Below are 16,433 nucleotides of genomic sequence, written 5' to 3' on the forward strand. Positions count from 1 at the left end.
GTCTAACGGGCATGGAGAGAAGGGCGTTCCTCAAGCTCGCCGGCGCGACCGTGGCCGGGGCGGCCGCGACGGCGTGTTCCGCCGCCCCTCCCGCGCAAGCGCCCAGCTCGGCTCCAGGCACGTCGTTGCCGCCGAGCACCGGCGTCGCGCCGCCGTCCGGCCCGCCGGACTGGGCCGCGCTGCGGAACAAGGTCTCCCTGCTCCTGCCCGGGGATTCCGGTTATGGCAGCGCCAAGCGTGTGTTCAATCCGGCCTTCGACGGCCTCAAGCCCGCTGCCATCGCGAAATGCGCCAAGCCTGAAGACGTCCAGGCGGCTGTTTCCGCTGCCGCGAGGCGGGTTCCTATCGCCGCGCGCAGTGGAGGCCACAGCTACGCCGGCTACTCGGTTCCCGACGGTGGCTTGATGATCGACCTCAGCGGAATGTCCTCAGTGGACGTCCAAGGTGATCAGGTCGTGATCGGCGCGGGCGCGAAACTGAAGGACGTCTACGCGACACTCGGCGGCGCGGGCCGTTGCCTGCCGGCGGGTTCGTGCCCCAGCGTCGGGATCGCCGGTCTGACGCTCGGCGGCGGAATCGGTGTCCTGGCCCGCAAATACGGTCTCACCTGTGACCATCTGGTGTCCGCGCAGGTCGTCACGGCGGACGGGGAACTCCGGACGGTGTCGGCGGATTCCGAGCCGGAGCTGTTCTGGGCGTTGCGCGGTGGGGGAGGTGGCAACTTCGGTGTCGTCACCTCGTTCACCTTCCGCACGGATCCCGCGCCGTCGGCCGTTTCGGTGTTCTCCTTGCATTTCCCGGCGGGCAGCGCGGACGATGTCGTCGCCGAGTGGCAGCGTTGGCTTCCCGAAGCACCGCCTGAGCTGTGGGCGAACGTCGTGCTGTCCGGCGGGTCTCCGGTCGGTGCGCGTATTTCCGGTTGCTACGTCGGCGATTCCGCTTCCTTGGGTAAGCTGCTGGACGGATTCTCCGGTGCGACGCGTTCGGTCAAGCAGTTCGACTATCTCGGCGCGATGAAGTACTTCTCCGGCAGCGAGAATCGTCAGTCCTTTGTGGCCTCATCGCGGATTCTCGGCGAACCGGCGGATCCCGCGAAACTGACGTCGATCCTCAAGGGCAGGCGCGGAATGGACCTGCTGGTCGACGGTCTCGGTGGCGCTGTCGCCGACATCGCCCCGGACGCCACCGCGTTCTGGCACCGGAAAGCGCTCGGCAGCGTCCAGATCTACAGTCAGGCGGACGCGCGTAACCGTTCCGCGGCAACGGATTCCGTCGCGGAGGTGGTGACGGGGATCGGGCTGGACGGGGGCTACGTCAACTACATCGACCCCGCCCTGCCCGACTGGATGACGGCCTACTACGGCGGCAACGCCACCCGCCTCAAGCAGGTGGCGAAGACCTACGACCCGGACAAGGTGTTCGGATTCGCGCAGGCCATCACCCCGGACTAGAGGTCGATGCCGGTGAAGACGGTGACCCGTTCCTCGGTGAGGTCGTGCATCGCGGCCAGGACGCCTTCCCTGCCGACGCCCGATCCCTTGACGCCGCCGTAGGGCATCTGGTCCGCGCGGTAGCTCGGGACGTCGCCGATGATCACGCCGCCCACTTCGAGTTCCGTCGACGCGTAGAAGGCGAGATGCACGTCGCGGGTGAACACTCCGGCCTGCAAGCCGTAGGCGGATTCGTTGACCGACGCGAAAGCCTCGTCGACACCGTCCACAAGGGATACTGCGAGTACCGGCCCGAAGATCTCCTCCGCCCAGGCCTTTGTGGACGGTGGCACGTCGGTGAGCACGGTCGGCTGCACCGTCGCGCCCTCTCGCTTGCCGCCGGTGAGGATCTTCGCCCCCGCGGCGACGGCCTCGTCGATCCAGGCGACGATCCGCTCCGCGGCGGCTTCGTCGACGACCGGGCCGACGTCGGTGTTCTTGTCGTACGGGTCACCGGTTCGCTGTGCCCGTACGGCTTCCACCAAGGCGGGCACGAATTCCTCGGCGACCTCGCGTTCGACGATCACGCGCTGCACGGCGATGCAGGACTGCCCGGCCTGGTAGTTGCCGAAGGTCGCGATGCGCTCCGCGGCACCTTCCGGATCCGGCCAGTCGCGGAGCACGACGGCGGCCGCGTTGCCGCCGAGTTCGAGCACGACATGCTTGCGCGGCGCGGCATCCGCGATCGACCAGCCGACCGGACCCGAACCGGTGAACGACACGACCGGGAGCCGAGGATCCGCGACCAGCGCCGAAGTCTCCTCGTTGCCGAGCGGCAGTACCGAGAACGCGCCTTCCGGCAGGTCCGTCTCGGCCAGGATCTCGCCGAGGATCAGCGCGGACAACGGCGTGCGCGGCGCGGGTTTGACGATGATCGGCGCGCCGACCGCGAGCGACGGCGCGACCTTGTGCGCCACCAGGTTCAAGGGGAAGTTGAACGGCGCGATGCCCAGCACCGGGCCGCGCGGGATACGCCGGGTCAGTGCCAGCCTGCCCTCGCCCGCGGGGTCGGTGTCCAGGCGCTGCAGGTCGCCGCTGAACCGGCGGGCCTCTTCGGCCGCGATCCGGAACACCGACACCGCGCGCCGGACCTCCGCGTCGGCCCACTTGAGCGGCTTGCCGTTCTCGGCGGTGATGACCTCGGCGATCTCCTCGGCCCGGCCGGCGAGGACCCGCGAAACGTGGTCGAGCGCCGCGGCGCGGCTGTGCGCCGAGGAACGCCGGAACTCCTTCGCGACGCTCGCCGCAGCGCTCACCGCTCGTTCGACCTGCTCCGGTCCGGGCACCGCGACGGTGGCGACTTCGCTGCCGTCGTAGGGGTGATGCACGGTGATCGTCGAAGCGCCCTGCTCGGGGCGTCCGGCGATCCAGGCGGGGCGCGGCTCCGGGGTGATCATGTCCATGGGGACAAGGTATTCCAGTCAGGGTTTGACGAGCACCTTGAGCGCTTCGCGGTCCGCCATCGCACGGTAACCGTCGGGGACCTCTTCGAGCCCGATGGTCCGGTCGAAGACCTTGCCCGGCTGGTACTTGCCCTCGACGACGTCTTCGAGCAGCTCGGGGATGTAGTGGCGGGCCGGGGCGACGCCACCGGTGACGGTGATGTTGCGGCGGAAGAGCGCGGGGCCGATCGGGCCCTCGGCGTACTGCGGCACGCCGACGCGGCTGAGTGTGCCGCCGGGGCGGACCGTGCCGACGCCCATCTCGAAGGCGGGCTTCGTGCCGACGCATTCGAGGACGGTGTGCGTGCCTTCGCCGTTCGTCAGCTCTCGGACCTTCTCGATGCCTTCGTCGCCGCGCTCGGCTACGACGTCTGTCGCGCCGAACTCGCGGCCGAGGTCCGTGCGGGTCCGGTGGCGGCCCATCAGGATGATGCGCTCGGCTCCGAGGCGCTTCGCCGCGAGAACCGCGGAGAGACCTACGGCGCCGTCACCGATGACAGTGACGGTGGCGCGCTCGTTCACGCCCGCTTTGACCGCCGCGTGGTGGCCGGTCGCGAACACGTCGGAGAGCGTGAGGAACGAGGCGAGGAGGTCGTCGTCCTCGGTGTGCGGCAGTTTCACGAGCGTGCCGTCGGCCTGGGGGACGCGGACGGCCTCGCCCTGGCCGGCGTCGACGCCCTTCGCACCCCAGTTGCCACCGTGCAGGCAGGAGGTGTGGAGGCCTTCGCGGCAGAACTGGCACGTGTTGTCGGAGTAGACGAAAGGCGCTACGGCCAGGTCTCCCGGTTTGAGCGTGGTGACGTCGGAGCCGACGGCCTCGACGACGCCGAGGAACTCGTGCCCGATCCGGACGCCGCGCTCGCGCGCGGGCATGCTGCCGTACGGCCAGAGGTCACTGCCGCAGATGCAGGAGCGGACGACGCGGAGGAGGGCGTCGGTCGGTTCGCTCAGCTTCGGGTCCGGGACGGTCTCGACGCGTACGTCGCCGGCGCCGTAGATGAGAGTCGCTCGCAAGACGGGTCCTTTCCTCGGCTGGCCCCAGTATGGGCGCGTCGCGTTTAGCCCGCTAAACGCGATCTGTTCGGGGACGGGACCGATAGAGGTCGCGGAGCAGCAGGACCTCGGCGCCGTGGTGGATGGCCTCCCGGTTGATGTGCAGGACGAGGGTCGCGAGCGGGTACTCCGCGTACGGGCCTTCAGCCTCGCCGCAGGGGTGCGCGAGGTCCTCGGCGGTGAGGCCGCGGACGCCGTCACGCCAGCGCGCGTAGGCGTCGTCGAGCTGCTTCAGCGCTTCTTTGGCGGAGCCCGCGTAGGGGAAGGTCTGGTAGTCGACGGGCGGTCCGCCGAAATGCGACGCGTTTCGCATCGCGAACACGCCGATGATGATGTGGGCGAGGCGCCACGCGATCGTCGTCACCGGCGGCGGAGACGGCTCCGGATACGCCCAGTCGATCGTGAAAGCGCCGTTCTCGCCCGGCCGGATCGTCCAGCAGTCTTCGACGGGTTCCCAGAGGTATTCGTCGTCGCCGAGGGTGTCCAGCCGGGGCCGGAGATGCTGTGTCCAATGCCAGTCGAGCTGTTCGGAGAGTTCCTTGCTCCAGTCGATTTCCATGTCTCGGACGTTAGGACGCCTCGCGGTCATCCGCTGTCCTGAATCGTGAGGGGGTTGGCGGCGAGGTGACCCGGCCCACCTGGGACGATGGTGGGGAAGCGTACTGCTCTGATCTGGAGGTTTCAGGTGCCCAGTCCCACCGGTCCGGTACTCGTCGTGGACTTCGGGGCGCAGTACGCGCAACTGATCGCGCGGCGCGTGCGTGAGGCGCAGGTCTACTCCGAGGTCGTCCCGCACACCGCCACCGCCGAGGACATCCTCGCCAAGGACCCCGCCGCGATCATTCTTTCCGGTGGTCCTTCCAGCGTGTACGCGGAGAACGCCCCCGCGCTCGCCCCCGGGCTGGTCGACGCGGGCGTGCCGATCCTCGGCATCTGCTACGGCCACCAGGTGCTCGCTCAGGCCCTCGGCGGGACGGTCGAGCCGACCGGGATCCGCGAGTTCGGCCGCACCGAGGTCCGCGTCGCCGGTGAGGGCGGTGTCCTGCACGCCGGCCTCCCGAGCAACCAGCCTGCCTGGATGAGCCACAACGACAGCGTCACCAAGGCTCCCGAGGGCGCCACCGTGACCGCTTCGAGTGACGGCGCCGCCGTCGCCGGGTTCGAAGACGTCGAGCGCCGCTTCGCCGGTGTCCAGTACCACCCCGAGGTGCACCACTCGCCGCACGGCCAGGAGGTGCTTCGCCGCTTCCTGCACGACATCGCGGGCATCAAGCCGCAGTGGACGACGTCGTCCATCGTCGACGACCAGGTCAAGCGCATCGCCGAGCAGGTCGGCGACGGCCGGGCGATCTGCGGGCTCTCCGGCGGCGTCGACTCCGCCGTGGCCGCCGCGCTGGTCCAGCGGGCCATCGGCGACCGGCTGACCTGCGTGTTCGTCGACCACGGTCTGCTCCGCTCCGGCGAGCGCACCCAGGTCGAACGCGATTTCGTCGCCGCGACCGGGGTCCACCTGGTGACCGTCGACGCGCGCGACCGGTTCCTCGACGCGCTGGCCGGGGTCACCGATCCCGAGGAGAAGCGCAAGATCATCGGGCGCGAGTTCATCCGCGTGTTCGAGCAGGCCGAGCGCGACCTCAAGGCCAAGGGCGACTACAAGTTCTTGGTCCAGGGCACGCTGTACCCGGACGTCGTCGAGTCCGGCGGCGGTGAGGGCGCGGCGAACATCAAGAGCCACCACAACGTCGGCGGACTGCCCGACGACCTGCAGTTCGAGCTCGTCGAGCCGCTGCGCCTGCTGTTCAAGGACGAGGTGCGCCGCGTCGGGCTGGAGCTCGGGCTGCCGGAGACGATCGTGCAGCGGCAGCCGTTCCCCGGCCCGGGGCTCGGCATCCGGATCATCGGCGCCGTCGACGCCGAGCGGCTCGAGACGCTGCGCGCGGCGGACGCCATCGCGCGCGAGGAGCTCACCGCGGCCGGGCTGGACGGCGAGATCTGGCAGTGCCCGGTGGTGCTGCTGGCCGACGTCCGCAGCGTCGGCGTCCAGGGCGACGGGCGGACCTATGGGCACCCGATCGTGCTGCGACCCGTGTCGTCCGAGGACGCGATGACCGCGGACTGGACGCGGCTGCCCTACGAGGTGCTGGAGCGGATCTCGACCCGCATCACCAACGAGGTCGCCGAGGTGAACCGGGTGGTCCTGGACGTCACGTCCAAGCCGCCGGGCACCATCGAGTGGGAGTGACCGGCCCCGCCCGGACCTGCGTTTAGCCCCCTAATCGCGATCTGGCGCCTCTGGGCACCCCAGGCGACCGGATCGCGTTTAGCCCGCTAACTGCGCTCTGGGGTCTTGGGCGCCGGCCGCGGCCCGGATCGCGATTAGCCCGCTAAACGCAGGTCGGTGGCCGTGGGCACCCAGCGCCGCCCAGATCGCGATTAGGGGGCTAAACGCAGGTCGGGCGCCGGGGTGGGAGCAAGGCGAAGGCCCCGGCGAGGGGCCGGGGCCTTCGGAGTGGGGTGGAGCGTGAGCGGCGCCGCTAGCGGCGGCTCTTGCGCAGCGAAGCGGCGAGCAGCAGGACGCCGACGAAGATCGCCCCACCCGCCATGACCCACCGGAAGTCGAACTGCGGCAGCCACGAGGAGCCGTCCGAGAGGACGTAACCCGACACCAGCAGCGTCGCGATGCCGATGATCAGGGTGAAGACGTCCACCCCGCGCTTCGACGGCTGAGCCGACTGGGTCTGCGTGTTGTCGTAGTCGTACTCAGCCACGACGCACCTCCACGTTCCCGACACCGTTCTTGACCTGCAAAGTGATCTTCTGCCCGTTGTCGCCAGGCGCGGTGAAGTCGACGGCGTCCTCGCCGACCCCCGAGCGGGACTGACCGAGGCAGTCGACCTCGCCCGCGCCCGTCTCGCAGGAGACCTTCACTTCGGCACCCGCCGGCACGAGCACCGTCGAGTTGCCCGCCCCGTTGGAGACCTTCGTGGTCACCGAAGCGCCCGCTGGCAGCTTGGTCAGGTCGACGTCGATGTTGCCCGCCGAGCGGTGGTACTCCGGCAGTACCTCGGACACCTGGCTCGGCGTCGCCGTCAGGTCGCCGACGCCGCCCTTCACGGAGAAGTTCTCGAACGGCACCGTGGTCAGCGCCATCCCGACGATCGCCAGCGGCACCGCGAGCCCGATCAGCCCGCGACCACCCCGAACGAACGAACCGGCCACCAGACCGATACCGACCACACCCAGGGTGAGCCCGATGACGTGCTGCGGTGTGAACCACGCCTCGCCGTCCAGGCCGAGGACGGTGCCGATCCCGCCGACCAGCACGGCGATCCCGAAGGTCGCGGCGCTGATCTTCGACTTGCGGCGACGGGGCATCGGCGGCGCGGGAGGCGGCGGAGGGGGCTGCGGCGGCATTCCGCCGGACGGTGAAGCGTTCGGCAGATCCCAAGCGGACGGGTCGGCCGCGAGCGGGTCCCAGCCGCCCTCGGTCGCCGTCGAGGTAGAGGCGGCCGAGGCCGACGCCATCGAGAACGCGGCGGCAGGCTGAGCCGGGGCGGGCATCGACGGCCGGTTGAACTGACCGCGGTTGCGGTGCAGCAGATACAGCGCGACGGCCATCAGCGCGAACCCGATCAGCCCGGTGCCGTCGGTCATCCAGCCGCCGCTCAAGGTCCAGGTGAGACCGGGGAACAGCAGGATCAGCAGCAGCACCGCGAACGCGGGCGAACTCGACGCGCGGCCCCGTCCGATCAGACCCTCGAAAGCGGAAACGCGGTCGCCCTCCTGCGGCAGGAACAGCCAGCCCAGCAGATAGACGAAGACGCCGAAACCGCCGAACACGGTCGCCGCGACCAGCGCGACACGGACCACGGTCGGGTCGATGCCGTACCGGTAGCCGATGCCGGCGGCCACACCGGCGAACTTGCGGCCCGCCACCGGGCGGACCGGCCTGCTCCGCCAGAAATCCTTGACGGTCTCCTCGAAGCCGGCAGCGGGGCCGCGCTTCGGAACCTGTGTCTCACTCCCACTCATGCCACAAAGAATGCGCCCCGGCGGCCCCCGCCACATCCGGGAACGTCCCTGAGGTTTCCCCAGCGGGAAGAGTCAGGGGTTTCCCCGATGGATCAGTACCCCACTCCGTGTGACCATGGAGAACGTGCAGGAATCCGCCCCCAACGACCTCGCCGAACAGGTGAAGCCGACGATCATCGAGCGCCCTCCGGTGCCCGTTCCCGGCAGCCTGTCCCCGGCACCGTTCGAGCCGCCCAAGATGTACCGCCGCCGCTCCGGCCGCGCCATCGCGGGTGTCGCCGGCGGTCTCGCCGACCACCTCGGCGTCAAGGTGCTCTGGGTCCGGACCGCGTTCGCGTTGCTGGCCGCCCTGAACGGCGCCGGACTGCTCGCGTACGGCCTGCTCTGGGTGTTCGTCCAGCAGCAATCCGGCGAGGTCGAGCCGGAGAAATCAGCGCCGAAGGAGAAACAGCAGGCGTTCGGCCTGATGGCGCTGGGTGTCGGTCTCGCCGTCGCCAGCGGCACGTTGACCGGCCTGATCAGCGGCTGGGTGGCCATCCCGCTGGCGCTGGCGATGATCGGTGCGGCCGTCGTCTGGCGGGAGGCCGACGAGTCGCAACGACGGCGCTGGCGCGTCAGTGCCAAGGGCGGTGTCGCCACGGCGTTCCTCGGCGGCGGAGGCTGGTCGGCCGCGATCCGCGTGGTCGCCGGTGTCGCCCTGGTGATGACCGGCATCGGCGTCGTCGTCCTGGAGAGCGGCAGCATCGACCAGGTCAAGTTCGCGCTGGTCGCCGTGATCGCGACGCTGTTCGGGGTCGCCGTGCTGACCGTCCCGTTCTGGCTGCGCCTGGTCCGCGACCTGTCCGACGAGCGGATGGCGCGCATCCGCACCGACGAACGCGCCGAGATCGCCGCGCATCTGCACGACTCGGTCCTCCAGACCCTCGCGCTGATCCAGAAGCAGGCGGAATCGCCGCGTGAGGTCGCGAGGCTCGCGCGCGGTCAGGAACGCGAGCTGCGTGGCTGGCTGTACGGGCCGTCGGGGTACGGCAAGAGCAAGAAGACCGAGGAAGAGGCCGTCAGCGGTCAGCTGTCCGAAGTGCTCGCCGCCGCGTGCGGCGAGGTCGAGGACGCGTTCGCGATTTCGGTGCAGCAGGTCGTCGTGGGGGAGGCCACGCTGAACGAGCCGCTGACCGCGCTGGTCCAGGCGGCACGCGAAGCGATCGTCAACGCCGCCAAGCACGCGGGTGTCGACGAGGTAAGTGTGTACGCCGAGGTCGAGCCGACAGCGGTGACGGTCTTCGTGCGGGACAGGGGCAAGGGGTTCGACCCCGACGTCGTGCCGAGCGACCGGCACGGTCTCGCCGATTCCATCCGGGGGCGGATGGAACGGCACGGGGGCAAGTGCAAGCTGCGTACCGCACCGGGTGAAGGAACCGAGGTCCAGCTGGAGATGCCGGTCAAGGCGGGGAAGGGCGCGGCGTGAGGTCGCTATGCTCACGGGACAGGGCGAGCGAGGGAGCATCGTGACGGAGAACCAGCAGACGCGGGAGCCGGTCAAGGTCTTCCTCGTCGACGACCACGCGCTCTTCCGCGCGGGTGTGCGCACCGAACTGGACTCGATCACCGACGACGTCCGCGTGGTCGGCGAGGCGGGCTCGGTCGCCGAAGCGGTCGCGGGCATCGCCCGGACCAAACCGCAGGTCGTGCTGCTCGACGTGCACATGCCGGACGGCGGCGGCGCCGAGGTGCTGCGCCGGGTCCGGCCGGAACTGCCGGACGTCGTGTTCCTCGCGCTGTCGGTCTCCGACGCCGCGGAGGACGTGATCGCCGTGATCCGCGCGGGGGCGCGGGGCTACGTCACGAAGACGATCTCGTCGAAGGAACTCGTCCGTGCCGTCGTGCGGGTCTCGGAGGGGGACGCGGTGTTCTCGCCGCGGCTGGCCGGATTCGTGCTCGACGCCTTCGCCGACCGGCCGGGTTCCGCGCCGATCAGCGACCCGGATCTCGACCTGCTGACCCCGCGTGAGCGTGACGTGCTGCGGCTGCTCGCGCGCGGGTACGCGTACAAGGAGATCGCGTCGGAACTGTTCATCTCGGTGAAGACCGTCGAGACGCATGTGTCGAGCGTGCTGCGGAAGACGCAGCTTTCGAACCGGTACGAGCTTTCGCGCTGGGCTTCCGACCGGCGTCTCGTCTAGGTGGCGCCTGTTCTCATCGGCCTGGTGGCCGTGTTCTTCCTGGGCATGGGGCTGCTCGGGCTCGTCGCGCCGAAACGGCTGATCCGGCCGTTCGGCATTTCGCTGGAGTCGGCGACGGCGCGGACCGAAGTGCGCGCGGTGTACGGCGGCTTCGGGGTGGCTGTCGCGGTGCTGCTCGGGTTCGCGGCTTTCGACGTCGGCGGGATACAGCGGGGCGCCGCGATCGCGGTGGCCGTCGCGCTCGCCGGGATGGCCTTCGGACGGCTGGTCGCGCGGTTCGCGGAGCGGCCGGAGCGGTTCTATCCGAGCTGGCTCTACTTCTGGGTCGAGATCGTCCTCGCCACCCTGCTCATCCTCGCGACCCTCTGACGCCCTGACCTGCGTTTAGCGGGCTAATCGCGATCCGGCGAGCCCCCAGGCCCCACCGCGTCGCGTTTTGCCCGCTAAACGCAGGTCAGCGGAATTCGTGGGTGACCTCGATCTTCCCGACGATGTGCGCGTTGAACTCGGCGAGGTCCTCGGCCGGGACCCAGAGCTCCAGGATCGTCTTCCCGCCCGCCTGCTGGACGGGGTACCGCTCGACGAACGCGGTCTCGACCTCGAACCGCGTCACGAACCCGGCGCCGTCGTACCGCACGTTCCAGTCGCGGGCGATCTTGATCGCGTAGTCCTCGTTCAGCACCGGGTAGAAGATCGGCTGCTCCGGCAGCCGCGGCGGCCACTCGCGCCAGCCCGACTCGCGGACGAGGTCGAGCTCGGCCGGGCCCGTCGGCCGCCACAACGTCGTCGTGGCGGTCACGGCGCGGCCTCCCCGGCGGCGGCGAGAGGGCGCTCGACCTGCGGAGTGGTAGCAAAGGTCCCTTGCTCCCGCGGGCGGAGCCGGGTCAGCGCGACCCCGCCCAGCACGACGACCATTCCGGCGATCACCCGCAGGTTCAGCGGCTCGGCCAGGAACACCGCCCCCAGCAGTACCGAAACCACCGGCAGCAGGTAGCCGACGATCGACGCCGCGACGGCGCCCTCGCTCGCGAGGAGCTGGTAGTTCAGCGCGAACGCGATCCCGGTCGACCCGATCCCCAGGATCACGACCGCGACGATCGCGCCGGTGCTCAGGTTCACCGGTTCGAACCCGCCCATCGGCATCGCGAGCAGCAGGAACCCGGTCGCCAGCAGCATCTGCCCGCCGGCCAGCGACAGCGGCGAGTCACCGGTACCGGTGAGGTACTTGCCCTCGTAGACGAACGCGAACCCGTAGCTCGCGGCCGCCGCGAGGCACGCCAACGCGCCCCAGCTGAGCAGGCCGGAGGCCTCCCACGGCGCGAAGATCAGCAGGATCCCGGCGAGCCCGACGACGAGTCCGGTGACCCGCACCGCGGTCATCTTCGTCCGCGCGCCCATCATCGGCGCGGCCAGCAACACCCACAGGGGTGTCGTCGAGTTCAGCACCCCGGTGATCCCGGAGTCGACGGTCAGCTCACCCCACGCGAACAGCAGGAACGGCAGCGCGTTGTGGAAGAACGCCGCGACGGCCAGGTGCCCCCAGATCCGCCGTCCCGACGGCAGCCGGTCCCGGCCGAGGTAGCAGAGCCCGATCAGCACCGCCGCGCCGAGCGCCACCCGCGCCAGCACCAGCTGCACCGGCGAGAACGCGCCGAGCCCCAGTTTGATCCAGAAGAAACTCGATCCCCACATGAGCGCCAGCGCGCCGATCCGCAGCAGGGTCTTCGTCTCGCCCACCCCAGTCCTCCTTAAGTGCCTGGCCCAGCTTCGCCGCGCCGACGCGTAAGGACAAGCGAAAATAACTGCAGGGAGCCTTAAGAAGAACTGTACGATCGGAGCATGCTGGACGTCCGCCGCATGCAGGTCCTCCGAGCCGTCATCAGCAGCGGTTCGATCACCGCCGCCGCCCGGAACCTCGGCTACACACCTTCCGCGATCAGCCAGCAATTGTCCACCCTGGAAAGGGAAGCGGGCGTCGAACTGCTCGAACGCGTCGGCCGCGGCGTGCGGCCGACGCCAGCCGGTTCGCTGCTGTCCGAACACGCGGAAACGCTGAGCACGCAGCTCGCCAAGGCCGAAGCCGCGCTCACCGAACTCAAGGAAGGCCGCACGGGCAGGCTCGCGATCCGCTATTTCGCCACCGCGGGCGCGTCGCTGGTGCCCTTGGCCGTCGCCGCGCTGCGCCGTGACTTCCCGGGTGTCCGCCTCGACCTGAAACTGGTCGAGCCCGACGATTCGATGCCCGAGATCGAGTCGGGCAAGGCCGACGTCGCGATGATCGTGCTCCCCAGCAGCACTCCCCGGATCAAAGGCGTCGAGTACATCCACCTCCTCGACGATCCGTACCGCGCGATCCTGCCGAAGAACCACCGGCTCGCCCGCAAACGCGTCCTCGATCTCGGCGAGCTCGCGGAGGATCCGTGGGTCGGCGTCGACGGTCTTCCCGGCGCCTGCCGCGACATCCTGCTCGACGCCTGCGGCGCGGCCGGATTCGCCCCGAACCACGTCGTCGAATCCGAGGATTACCAGACGGCACAAGGGTTCGTGGCCGCCGGGCTCGGTGTCGCGCTGATCCCGGAGCTCGGCCTCGGCGCCCCGCATCCCGGCGTCGCCATCCGCAAGGTCCGGCGGCCGGATCCGGTGCGGTCCATCCACGCCGCCGTGGCCGCGCACGCCAGGGAACACCCCGCGGTGCGACGGTTCCTCCTCGCGATCCGCGAAGGGGCCGGACAGGTAAGCGGGACTGGCCGAGTGGGCACGAAAACCGGCTGAGCTTGAACAGCCGCACTGGCGGTCGACAACCTGGCAGGGAACCTGCCAGCGAAAGGACCCCGGTGCGCCCCCTGATCGTCCTGCACGGCTCTTGGCACCAGCCCGCCCATTTCGACGACCTCGCCGAACGCCTGCGCCGGGAAGGCGCCGTGGTCACCGTCCCCGACCTGGGCGGGCGTCCGATCGCCGAAACCACCCGGACCGTCCAGGAAATCGTCGACAAGGCGACCGAGCCACCGGTGGTGCTCGCGCACTCCTTCGGCGGGCTGACCGCCAGCGGCCTCCGGGGGGCCGCGCACCTGGTCTACCTGGCCGCGATCGTCAGTGAACCGGGGGAAACCGCCCAGTACTGGATCGAGCGGACCAGAGAAGAAACCGGACGCGAGCCCCAGCAGTTGCCCTTGACCTTCGACGACCAAGGCCTGACCCACCTCGACCTCGCCGCCGTCCGCGAGGCCATGTACGCCGACTGCACGGACGCCGTCGCCGAGCGCGCCACGGCCCTGCTGCGTTCCGAGCCCGTCACGATCTTCGACGAGTCACCGGAAGGCTCGGCGTGGAAGGACACCCCGACCACCTACATCACCTGCACCGAAGACCGGGCGCTCGTCCCGGAAATGGTCGTCCACTTCGCCGCCCGGTGCGACACGACGGTGACCTGGCGGGCCGGCCACAGCCCGTATCTCAGCCGTCCTGTCGAGTTGGCGACGCTGGTCCTCGAGCGGCTCTAGCTCAGATCAGGAACAGCTCCGCGAACAGCACACCGACGAGGATCGCCGCCACCACGGCGCCAGCGACGATCAGCCATTTCCGGGTGTTCGGCGACTTCGCCGCCACCGGCGCGGCGGGCGCGGCGGGCGCGTACTGCTGCGCCGGCGGCGCGTACTGCGGCTGCGGCGGCTGATACTGCTGCGGCTGGTGCTGGGGAAACTGCGGTGCCTGCTGCTGCATGGGCACCGGCATCGAGGCCGGGACCGTCGGCATGGCGGGCGCGGTCGGCGGGATGAACGCCGTCTGCCGCCCTTCGGTGATCGCGTTCAGGGAGCGCACCGTGTCGGCCATCGTCGGCCGCGCGTCCGGCTCCGCCCGCAGCATCTTGCGCAGCGCGCCCGCCAGCGGCCCGGCGGTCTGCGGCGGCCGTTCCGAGGACTCGCCGTCCTCACCGAACGGCGGCACCCCCTCGACGGCCGTGTACAGCGTCGCGCCCAGCGAGAACACGTCGGACGCCGAAGTCGCCGGTTCGCCGCGCGCCACCTCGGGCGCCCGGTACGCGGGGCTCGGGCCGCCGCCGGTGATGCCGATGTCGGTGAGCTTCACTCCGCCGTCGTCGGCCAGCAGGACCGTGCCCGGCTCGACGGTCCGGTGCACCACCCCGGCCTCGTGCATCGCGGCCAGCGCGCGGCCGAGCACGATGCCCAGCCCGGCGGCCTGTTCCGCGGTCAGCCTGCCGTGCTCGGCGAGGAAGGTCGCCATCCCGCGGGACGGGATGTACTCCATCACCAGCCACACGTCCGGCCCGTCGGGCAGCACGTCGTACACCTTGATGGCGGTGGCGTGCTCGAACTTGGCCGCGTCCTTGCCTTCTTGGACGACGACGGCCTTGGCCTGCTCCGCCCGGTCCGGCGGCAGCCCGACGGGCAGGTACATGCGCTTCATCGCGACCGTGCGCAGCAGGCGTGTGTCGAACGCCAGCCACACGATGCCCGCCCGGCCTCGCCCGATGGGCTGGTCCAGGCGGTACCGGCCGCCGACGATGGAACCCTCAGAACTCAATTGCAGCCTCGGATCATGCTCCGCCGGGCTCGCCCGTCTGGCTGGTCGGGGTCGTCGGCGTAGGCGTCGTGGTCGGTGTCGTGGGAGTCGGCGTCTTCGTCGGAGTCTTGCTGGGCGTCTTGGACGGTGTCGTCGGGTCGGGCTCGTCCGTCTGACTCGCCTTGGTCGACGTCTTCTTCGACGCGCTCGTCTCCTTGGGCGGCTCGGCGGACTCCGTCTCCGTCGGCGTGTCCGTCGTCTCCGGAGCCGATGTCTGCGCCGACGAACTGGGTGCCGGCTTCGACGACGAGTTCCCCACCTGCGCGGGCGTCTCCGGGTTGTTCGGGGTCAGCAGCCAGAACCCCAGCGCGGCCAGCGCCACCACCACGACACCGCCGATGATCGCGGGCTTCTTCCACGCGCCCGGCTTTTCGTCGTCGTCCTCGTCCACCGGGCTGGTCTGCGCGCGGGTGGGCGGCGGCGGGGGCGGGTTGTCGTAATCGTCGTCGTAGGGATCGTCGTCGTAGTCGCCCGCGGGGATCGGGACGGCGCGCGTGGGCGCGGGGCCGCCGCCGGGGTGGCCGCGTTCGGCCAGCAACGCCGTCTCGTCGTAGTTGTCGTACCCGTCGTAGTCGTCTTCCGGGTAGCCCGACGCGGGCGGCTGGTGGTAGTCGTCCTCGTCGTCGTAGTACGACCCGGCCGCGTCCTGGTCGTCGAGGAGCGAGCCCGAGTGACCGGCGGCCTCGCTGTCGAGCGCCTGGGTCACGCCACCGCCGGCGAGCGCGCCCGCGATCGGGGCGGCGAGCACGGTGTCGTCCGCGGGGCCACCCAGCGGCGTTTCACCCCGCGCGACGGCGGCGAGGAGCTCTTCGCACTCTTCGGCGGTGGGGCGGTGCCGCACCTCTGGGTGCAGCAGCACGGCCAGCACGCTGGCGAGCGGGCCGGACTGGCGCGGCGGGATGATCTGCCCGGCCGCGACCGCGTGCAGCAGGCTCAGCGTGTTCTCGCTGAGGCCGAACGGCGGCTGGCCTTCGCAGGCCGCGTAGAGCGTCGAGCCGAGCGAAAAGACGTCCGACTCCGGGCCGGGGTCGCCGCCGATGGCCACCTCGGGCGCCAGATAGGCGGGGGTCCCGGCGATCATCCCGGTCTTCGTGACCGTCACGTCGTCCTTGGCCCGCGAGATGCCGAAGTCGGTGATCTTCACCGTGCCGTTGGGCGCCAGCAGGATGTTGCCCGGCTTGATGTCCCGGTGCACGATGCCGACCGCGTGCGCTTCGGTCAGCGCCGCCGCGACCTGCGCGCCGATCCGCGCGACCTCCGTCGGCGGCAGCGTGCGCTCCTCCTGCAGCACCTGGGCGAGGCTGGTGGAGTTCAGGTACTCCATGATCAGGCACGGCTGGCCGTTGTCGTCGGTGACGACGTCGAACACCGAGATGGCGTTCGGGTGGTGCAGTCTGGCGGCGATACGCCCCTCGCGCATCGTGCGCTGACGGGCGTCTTCGGCGTCGTGAGCCTCAAGTCCGGGTTGCAGAAGCAACTGCTTGATCGCCACCGTGCGGCCGAGTACCTCGTCGTGCGCTTGCCACACGGCCCCCATCGCGCCCGTGCCGATCCGCCCGGCGATGCGATATCGACCGGCGACCAGGCGACCCTCGTCGCTCACGCGACCTCCCTTTGGGCTCCGTCTTCACGACGCGGAATCGTCCGCGTAC

General features: G+C 70.3%; 16 protein-coding genes. 7 read left to right on the forward strand and 9 right to left on the reverse strand.

Features of this window, described 5'->3' with window-relative positions; genetic code table 11:
* Positions 1-11: 11 nt before the first annotated feature.
* Positions 12-1,451 carry an FAD-binding oxidoreductase gene (locus tag AC0685_RS08890; RefSeq protein ID WP_478225017.1) on the forward strand — a complete coding sequence of 480 codons (1,440 nt, stop codon included), beginning with the start codon at positions 12-14 and terminating at the stop codon, positions 1,449-1,451.
* Here the strand turns inward: AC0685_RS08890 and AC0685_RS08895 are convergent.
* From AC0685_RS08895 to AC0685_RS08905, 3 genes are read right to left on the reverse strand one after another with little or no spacing between them, the layout of a single operon-like run.
* Positions 1,448-2,893 (reverse strand): aldehyde dehydrogenase family protein, encoded by a 1,446-nt coding sequence (locus AC0685_RS08895; protein ID WP_478225018.1) that lies wholly within the window; start codon positions 2,891-2,893, stop codon positions 1,448-1,450. The genes AC0685_RS08890 and AC0685_RS08895 overlap by 4 nt on opposite strands.
* Positions 2,894-2,911: 18 nt before the next feature.
* A complete protein-coding gene (locus AC0685_RS08900) occupies positions 2,912-3,946 on the reverse strand; it encodes a zinc-dependent alcohol dehydrogenase family protein (RefSeq protein ID WP_478225019.1) in 1,035 nt (344 codons plus the stop codon).
* Between the two features lie 52 nt (positions 3,947-3,998).
* A complete protein-coding gene (locus tag AC0685_RS08905) occupies positions 3,999-4,544 on the reverse strand; it encodes a DinB family protein (RefSeq protein ID WP_478225020.1) in 546 nt (181 codons plus the stop codon).
* A gap of 126 nt (positions 4,545-4,670) precedes the next feature.
* On the opposite strand from AC0685_RS08905, the gene guaA reads away from it, so the two are divergent.
* Complete coding sequence (guaA, locus tag AC0685_RS08910) at positions 4,671-6,227, forward strand: glutamine-hydrolyzing GMP synthase (protein WP_478225021.1); 1,557 nt, start codon at positions 4,671-4,673, stop codon at positions 6,225-6,227.
* A gap of 292 nt (positions 6,228-6,519) precedes the next feature.
* Here guaA and AC0685_RS08915 read toward each other — a convergent pair whose 3' ends face one another.
* Together AC0685_RS08915 and AC0685_RS08920 are read right to left on the reverse strand one after the other, a co-directional pair.
* A complete protein-coding gene (locus tag AC0685_RS08915; protein WP_478225022.1) occupies positions 6,520-6,753 on the reverse strand; it encodes a hypothetical protein in 234 nt (77 codons plus the stop codon).
* Complete coding sequence (locus tag AC0685_RS08920; protein WP_478225023.1) at positions 6,746-8,017, reverse strand: PspC domain-containing protein; 1,272 nt, start codon at positions 8,015-8,017, stop codon at positions 6,746-6,748. Before AC0685_RS08920 ends, AC0685_RS08915 begins: the two co-directional genes overlap by 8 nt.
* A gap of 109 nt (positions 8,018-8,126) precedes the next feature.
* Between AC0685_RS08920 and AC0685_RS08925 the strand changes: the two genes are divergently transcribed.
* Genes AC0685_RS08925 through AC0685_RS08935 form a run of 3 tightly spaced genes read left to right on the forward strand, consistent with a single transcriptional unit; the run spans position 8,127 to position 10,566 of the window.
* On the forward strand, positions 8,127-9,482 hold the full coding sequence (locus AC0685_RS08925) for a PspC domain-containing protein (RefSeq protein WP_478225025.1): 1,356 nt from the start codon (positions 8,127-8,129) through the stop codon (positions 9,480-9,482).
* Positions 9,483-9,489: 7 nt separating this feature from the next.
* The gene (locus tag AC0685_RS08930; protein ID WP_478225026.1) at positions 9,490-10,197 is read left to right on the forward strand and encodes a response regulator; all 708 of its coding nucleotides are present in this window, start codon (positions 9,490-9,492) and stop codon (positions 10,195-10,197) included.
* Positions 10,198-10,566 (forward strand): DUF4345 domain-containing protein, encoded by a 369-nt coding sequence (locus AC0685_RS08935; RefSeq protein ID WP_478225027.1) that lies wholly within the window; start codon positions 10,198-10,200, stop codon positions 10,564-10,566. It abuts the gene before it with no gap.
* Between the two features lie 85 nt (positions 10,567-10,651).
* On the opposite strand, the gene AC0685_RS08940 is transcribed toward AC0685_RS08935, so the two are convergent.
* On the reverse strand, positions 10,652-10,996 hold the full coding sequence (locus AC0685_RS08940) for a hypothetical protein (protein WP_478225028.1): 345 nt from the start codon (positions 10,994-10,996) through the stop codon (positions 10,652-10,654).
* On the reverse strand, positions 10,993-11,934 hold the full coding sequence (locus tag AC0685_RS08945; protein WP_478225029.1) for a DMT family transporter: 942 nt from the start codon (positions 11,932-11,934) through the stop codon (positions 10,993-10,995). The genes AC0685_RS08940 and AC0685_RS08945 overlap by 4 nt, the downstream gene beginning before the upstream one ends.
* 102 nt (positions 11,935-12,036) lie before the next feature.
* Here AC0685_RS08945 and AC0685_RS08950 point away from each other — a divergent pair, with 102 nt between their 5' ends.
* A complete protein-coding gene (locus AC0685_RS08950; protein WP_478225030.1) occupies positions 12,037-12,969 on the forward strand; it encodes a LysR family transcriptional regulator in 933 nt (310 codons plus the stop codon).
* Positions 12,970-13,031: 62 nt separating this feature from the next.
* Positions 13,032-13,700, forward strand: coding sequence for an alpha/beta hydrolase (locus AC0685_RS08955; RefSeq protein ID WP_478225031.1), 669 nt, complete (start codon positions 13,032-13,034; stop codon positions 13,698-13,700).
* A 1-nt stretch (position 13,701) separates the two neighbouring features.
* Here the strand turns inward: AC0685_RS08955 and AC0685_RS08960 are convergent, their stop codons facing one another.
* Complete coding sequence (locus AC0685_RS08960) at positions 13,702-14,742, reverse strand: serine/threonine-protein kinase (protein ID WP_478225032.1); 1,041 nt, start codon at positions 14,740-14,742, stop codon at positions 13,702-13,704.
* 13 nt (positions 14,743-14,755) lie between these two features.
* Entirely contained in the window at positions 14,756-16,384 is a 1,629-nt protein-coding gene (locus AC0685_RS08965; protein WP_478225033.1) for a serine/threonine-protein kinase, read from the reverse strand.
* Between the last annotated feature and the right edge of the window lie 49 nt (positions 16,385-16,433).

The sequence above is a fragment of the Amycolatopsis sp. NPDC043889 genome (genome assembly GCF_056435645.1).

Bases quoted from the DNA above. Each gene is read 5' to 3' on its own strand.
- AC0685_RS08890 (WP_478225017.1), top strand. From the start codon at position 12: ATGGAGAGAAGGGCGTTCCTCAAGCTCGCCGGCGCGACCGTGGCCGGG.
- AC0685_RS08895 (WP_478225018.1), bottom strand. From the start codon at position 2,893: ATGGACATGATCACCCCGGAGCCGCGCCCCGCCTGGATCGCCGGACGC.
- AC0685_RS08905 (WP_478225020.1), bottom strand. From the start codon at position 4,544: ATGGAAATCGACTGGAGCAAGGAACTCTCCGAACAGCTCGACTGGCAT.
- AC0685_RS08920 (WP_478225023.1), bottom strand. From the start codon at position 8,017: ATGAGTGGGAGTGAGACACAGGTTCCGAAGCGCGGCCCCGCTGCCGGC.
- AC0685_RS08930 (WP_478225026.1), top strand. From the start codon at position 9,490: ATGCTCACGGGACAGGGCGAGCGAGGGAGCATCGTGACGGAGAACCAG.
- AC0685_RS08950 (WP_478225030.1), top strand. From the start codon at position 12,037: ATGCTGGACGTCCGCCGCATGCAGGTCCTCCGAGCCGTCATCAGCAGC.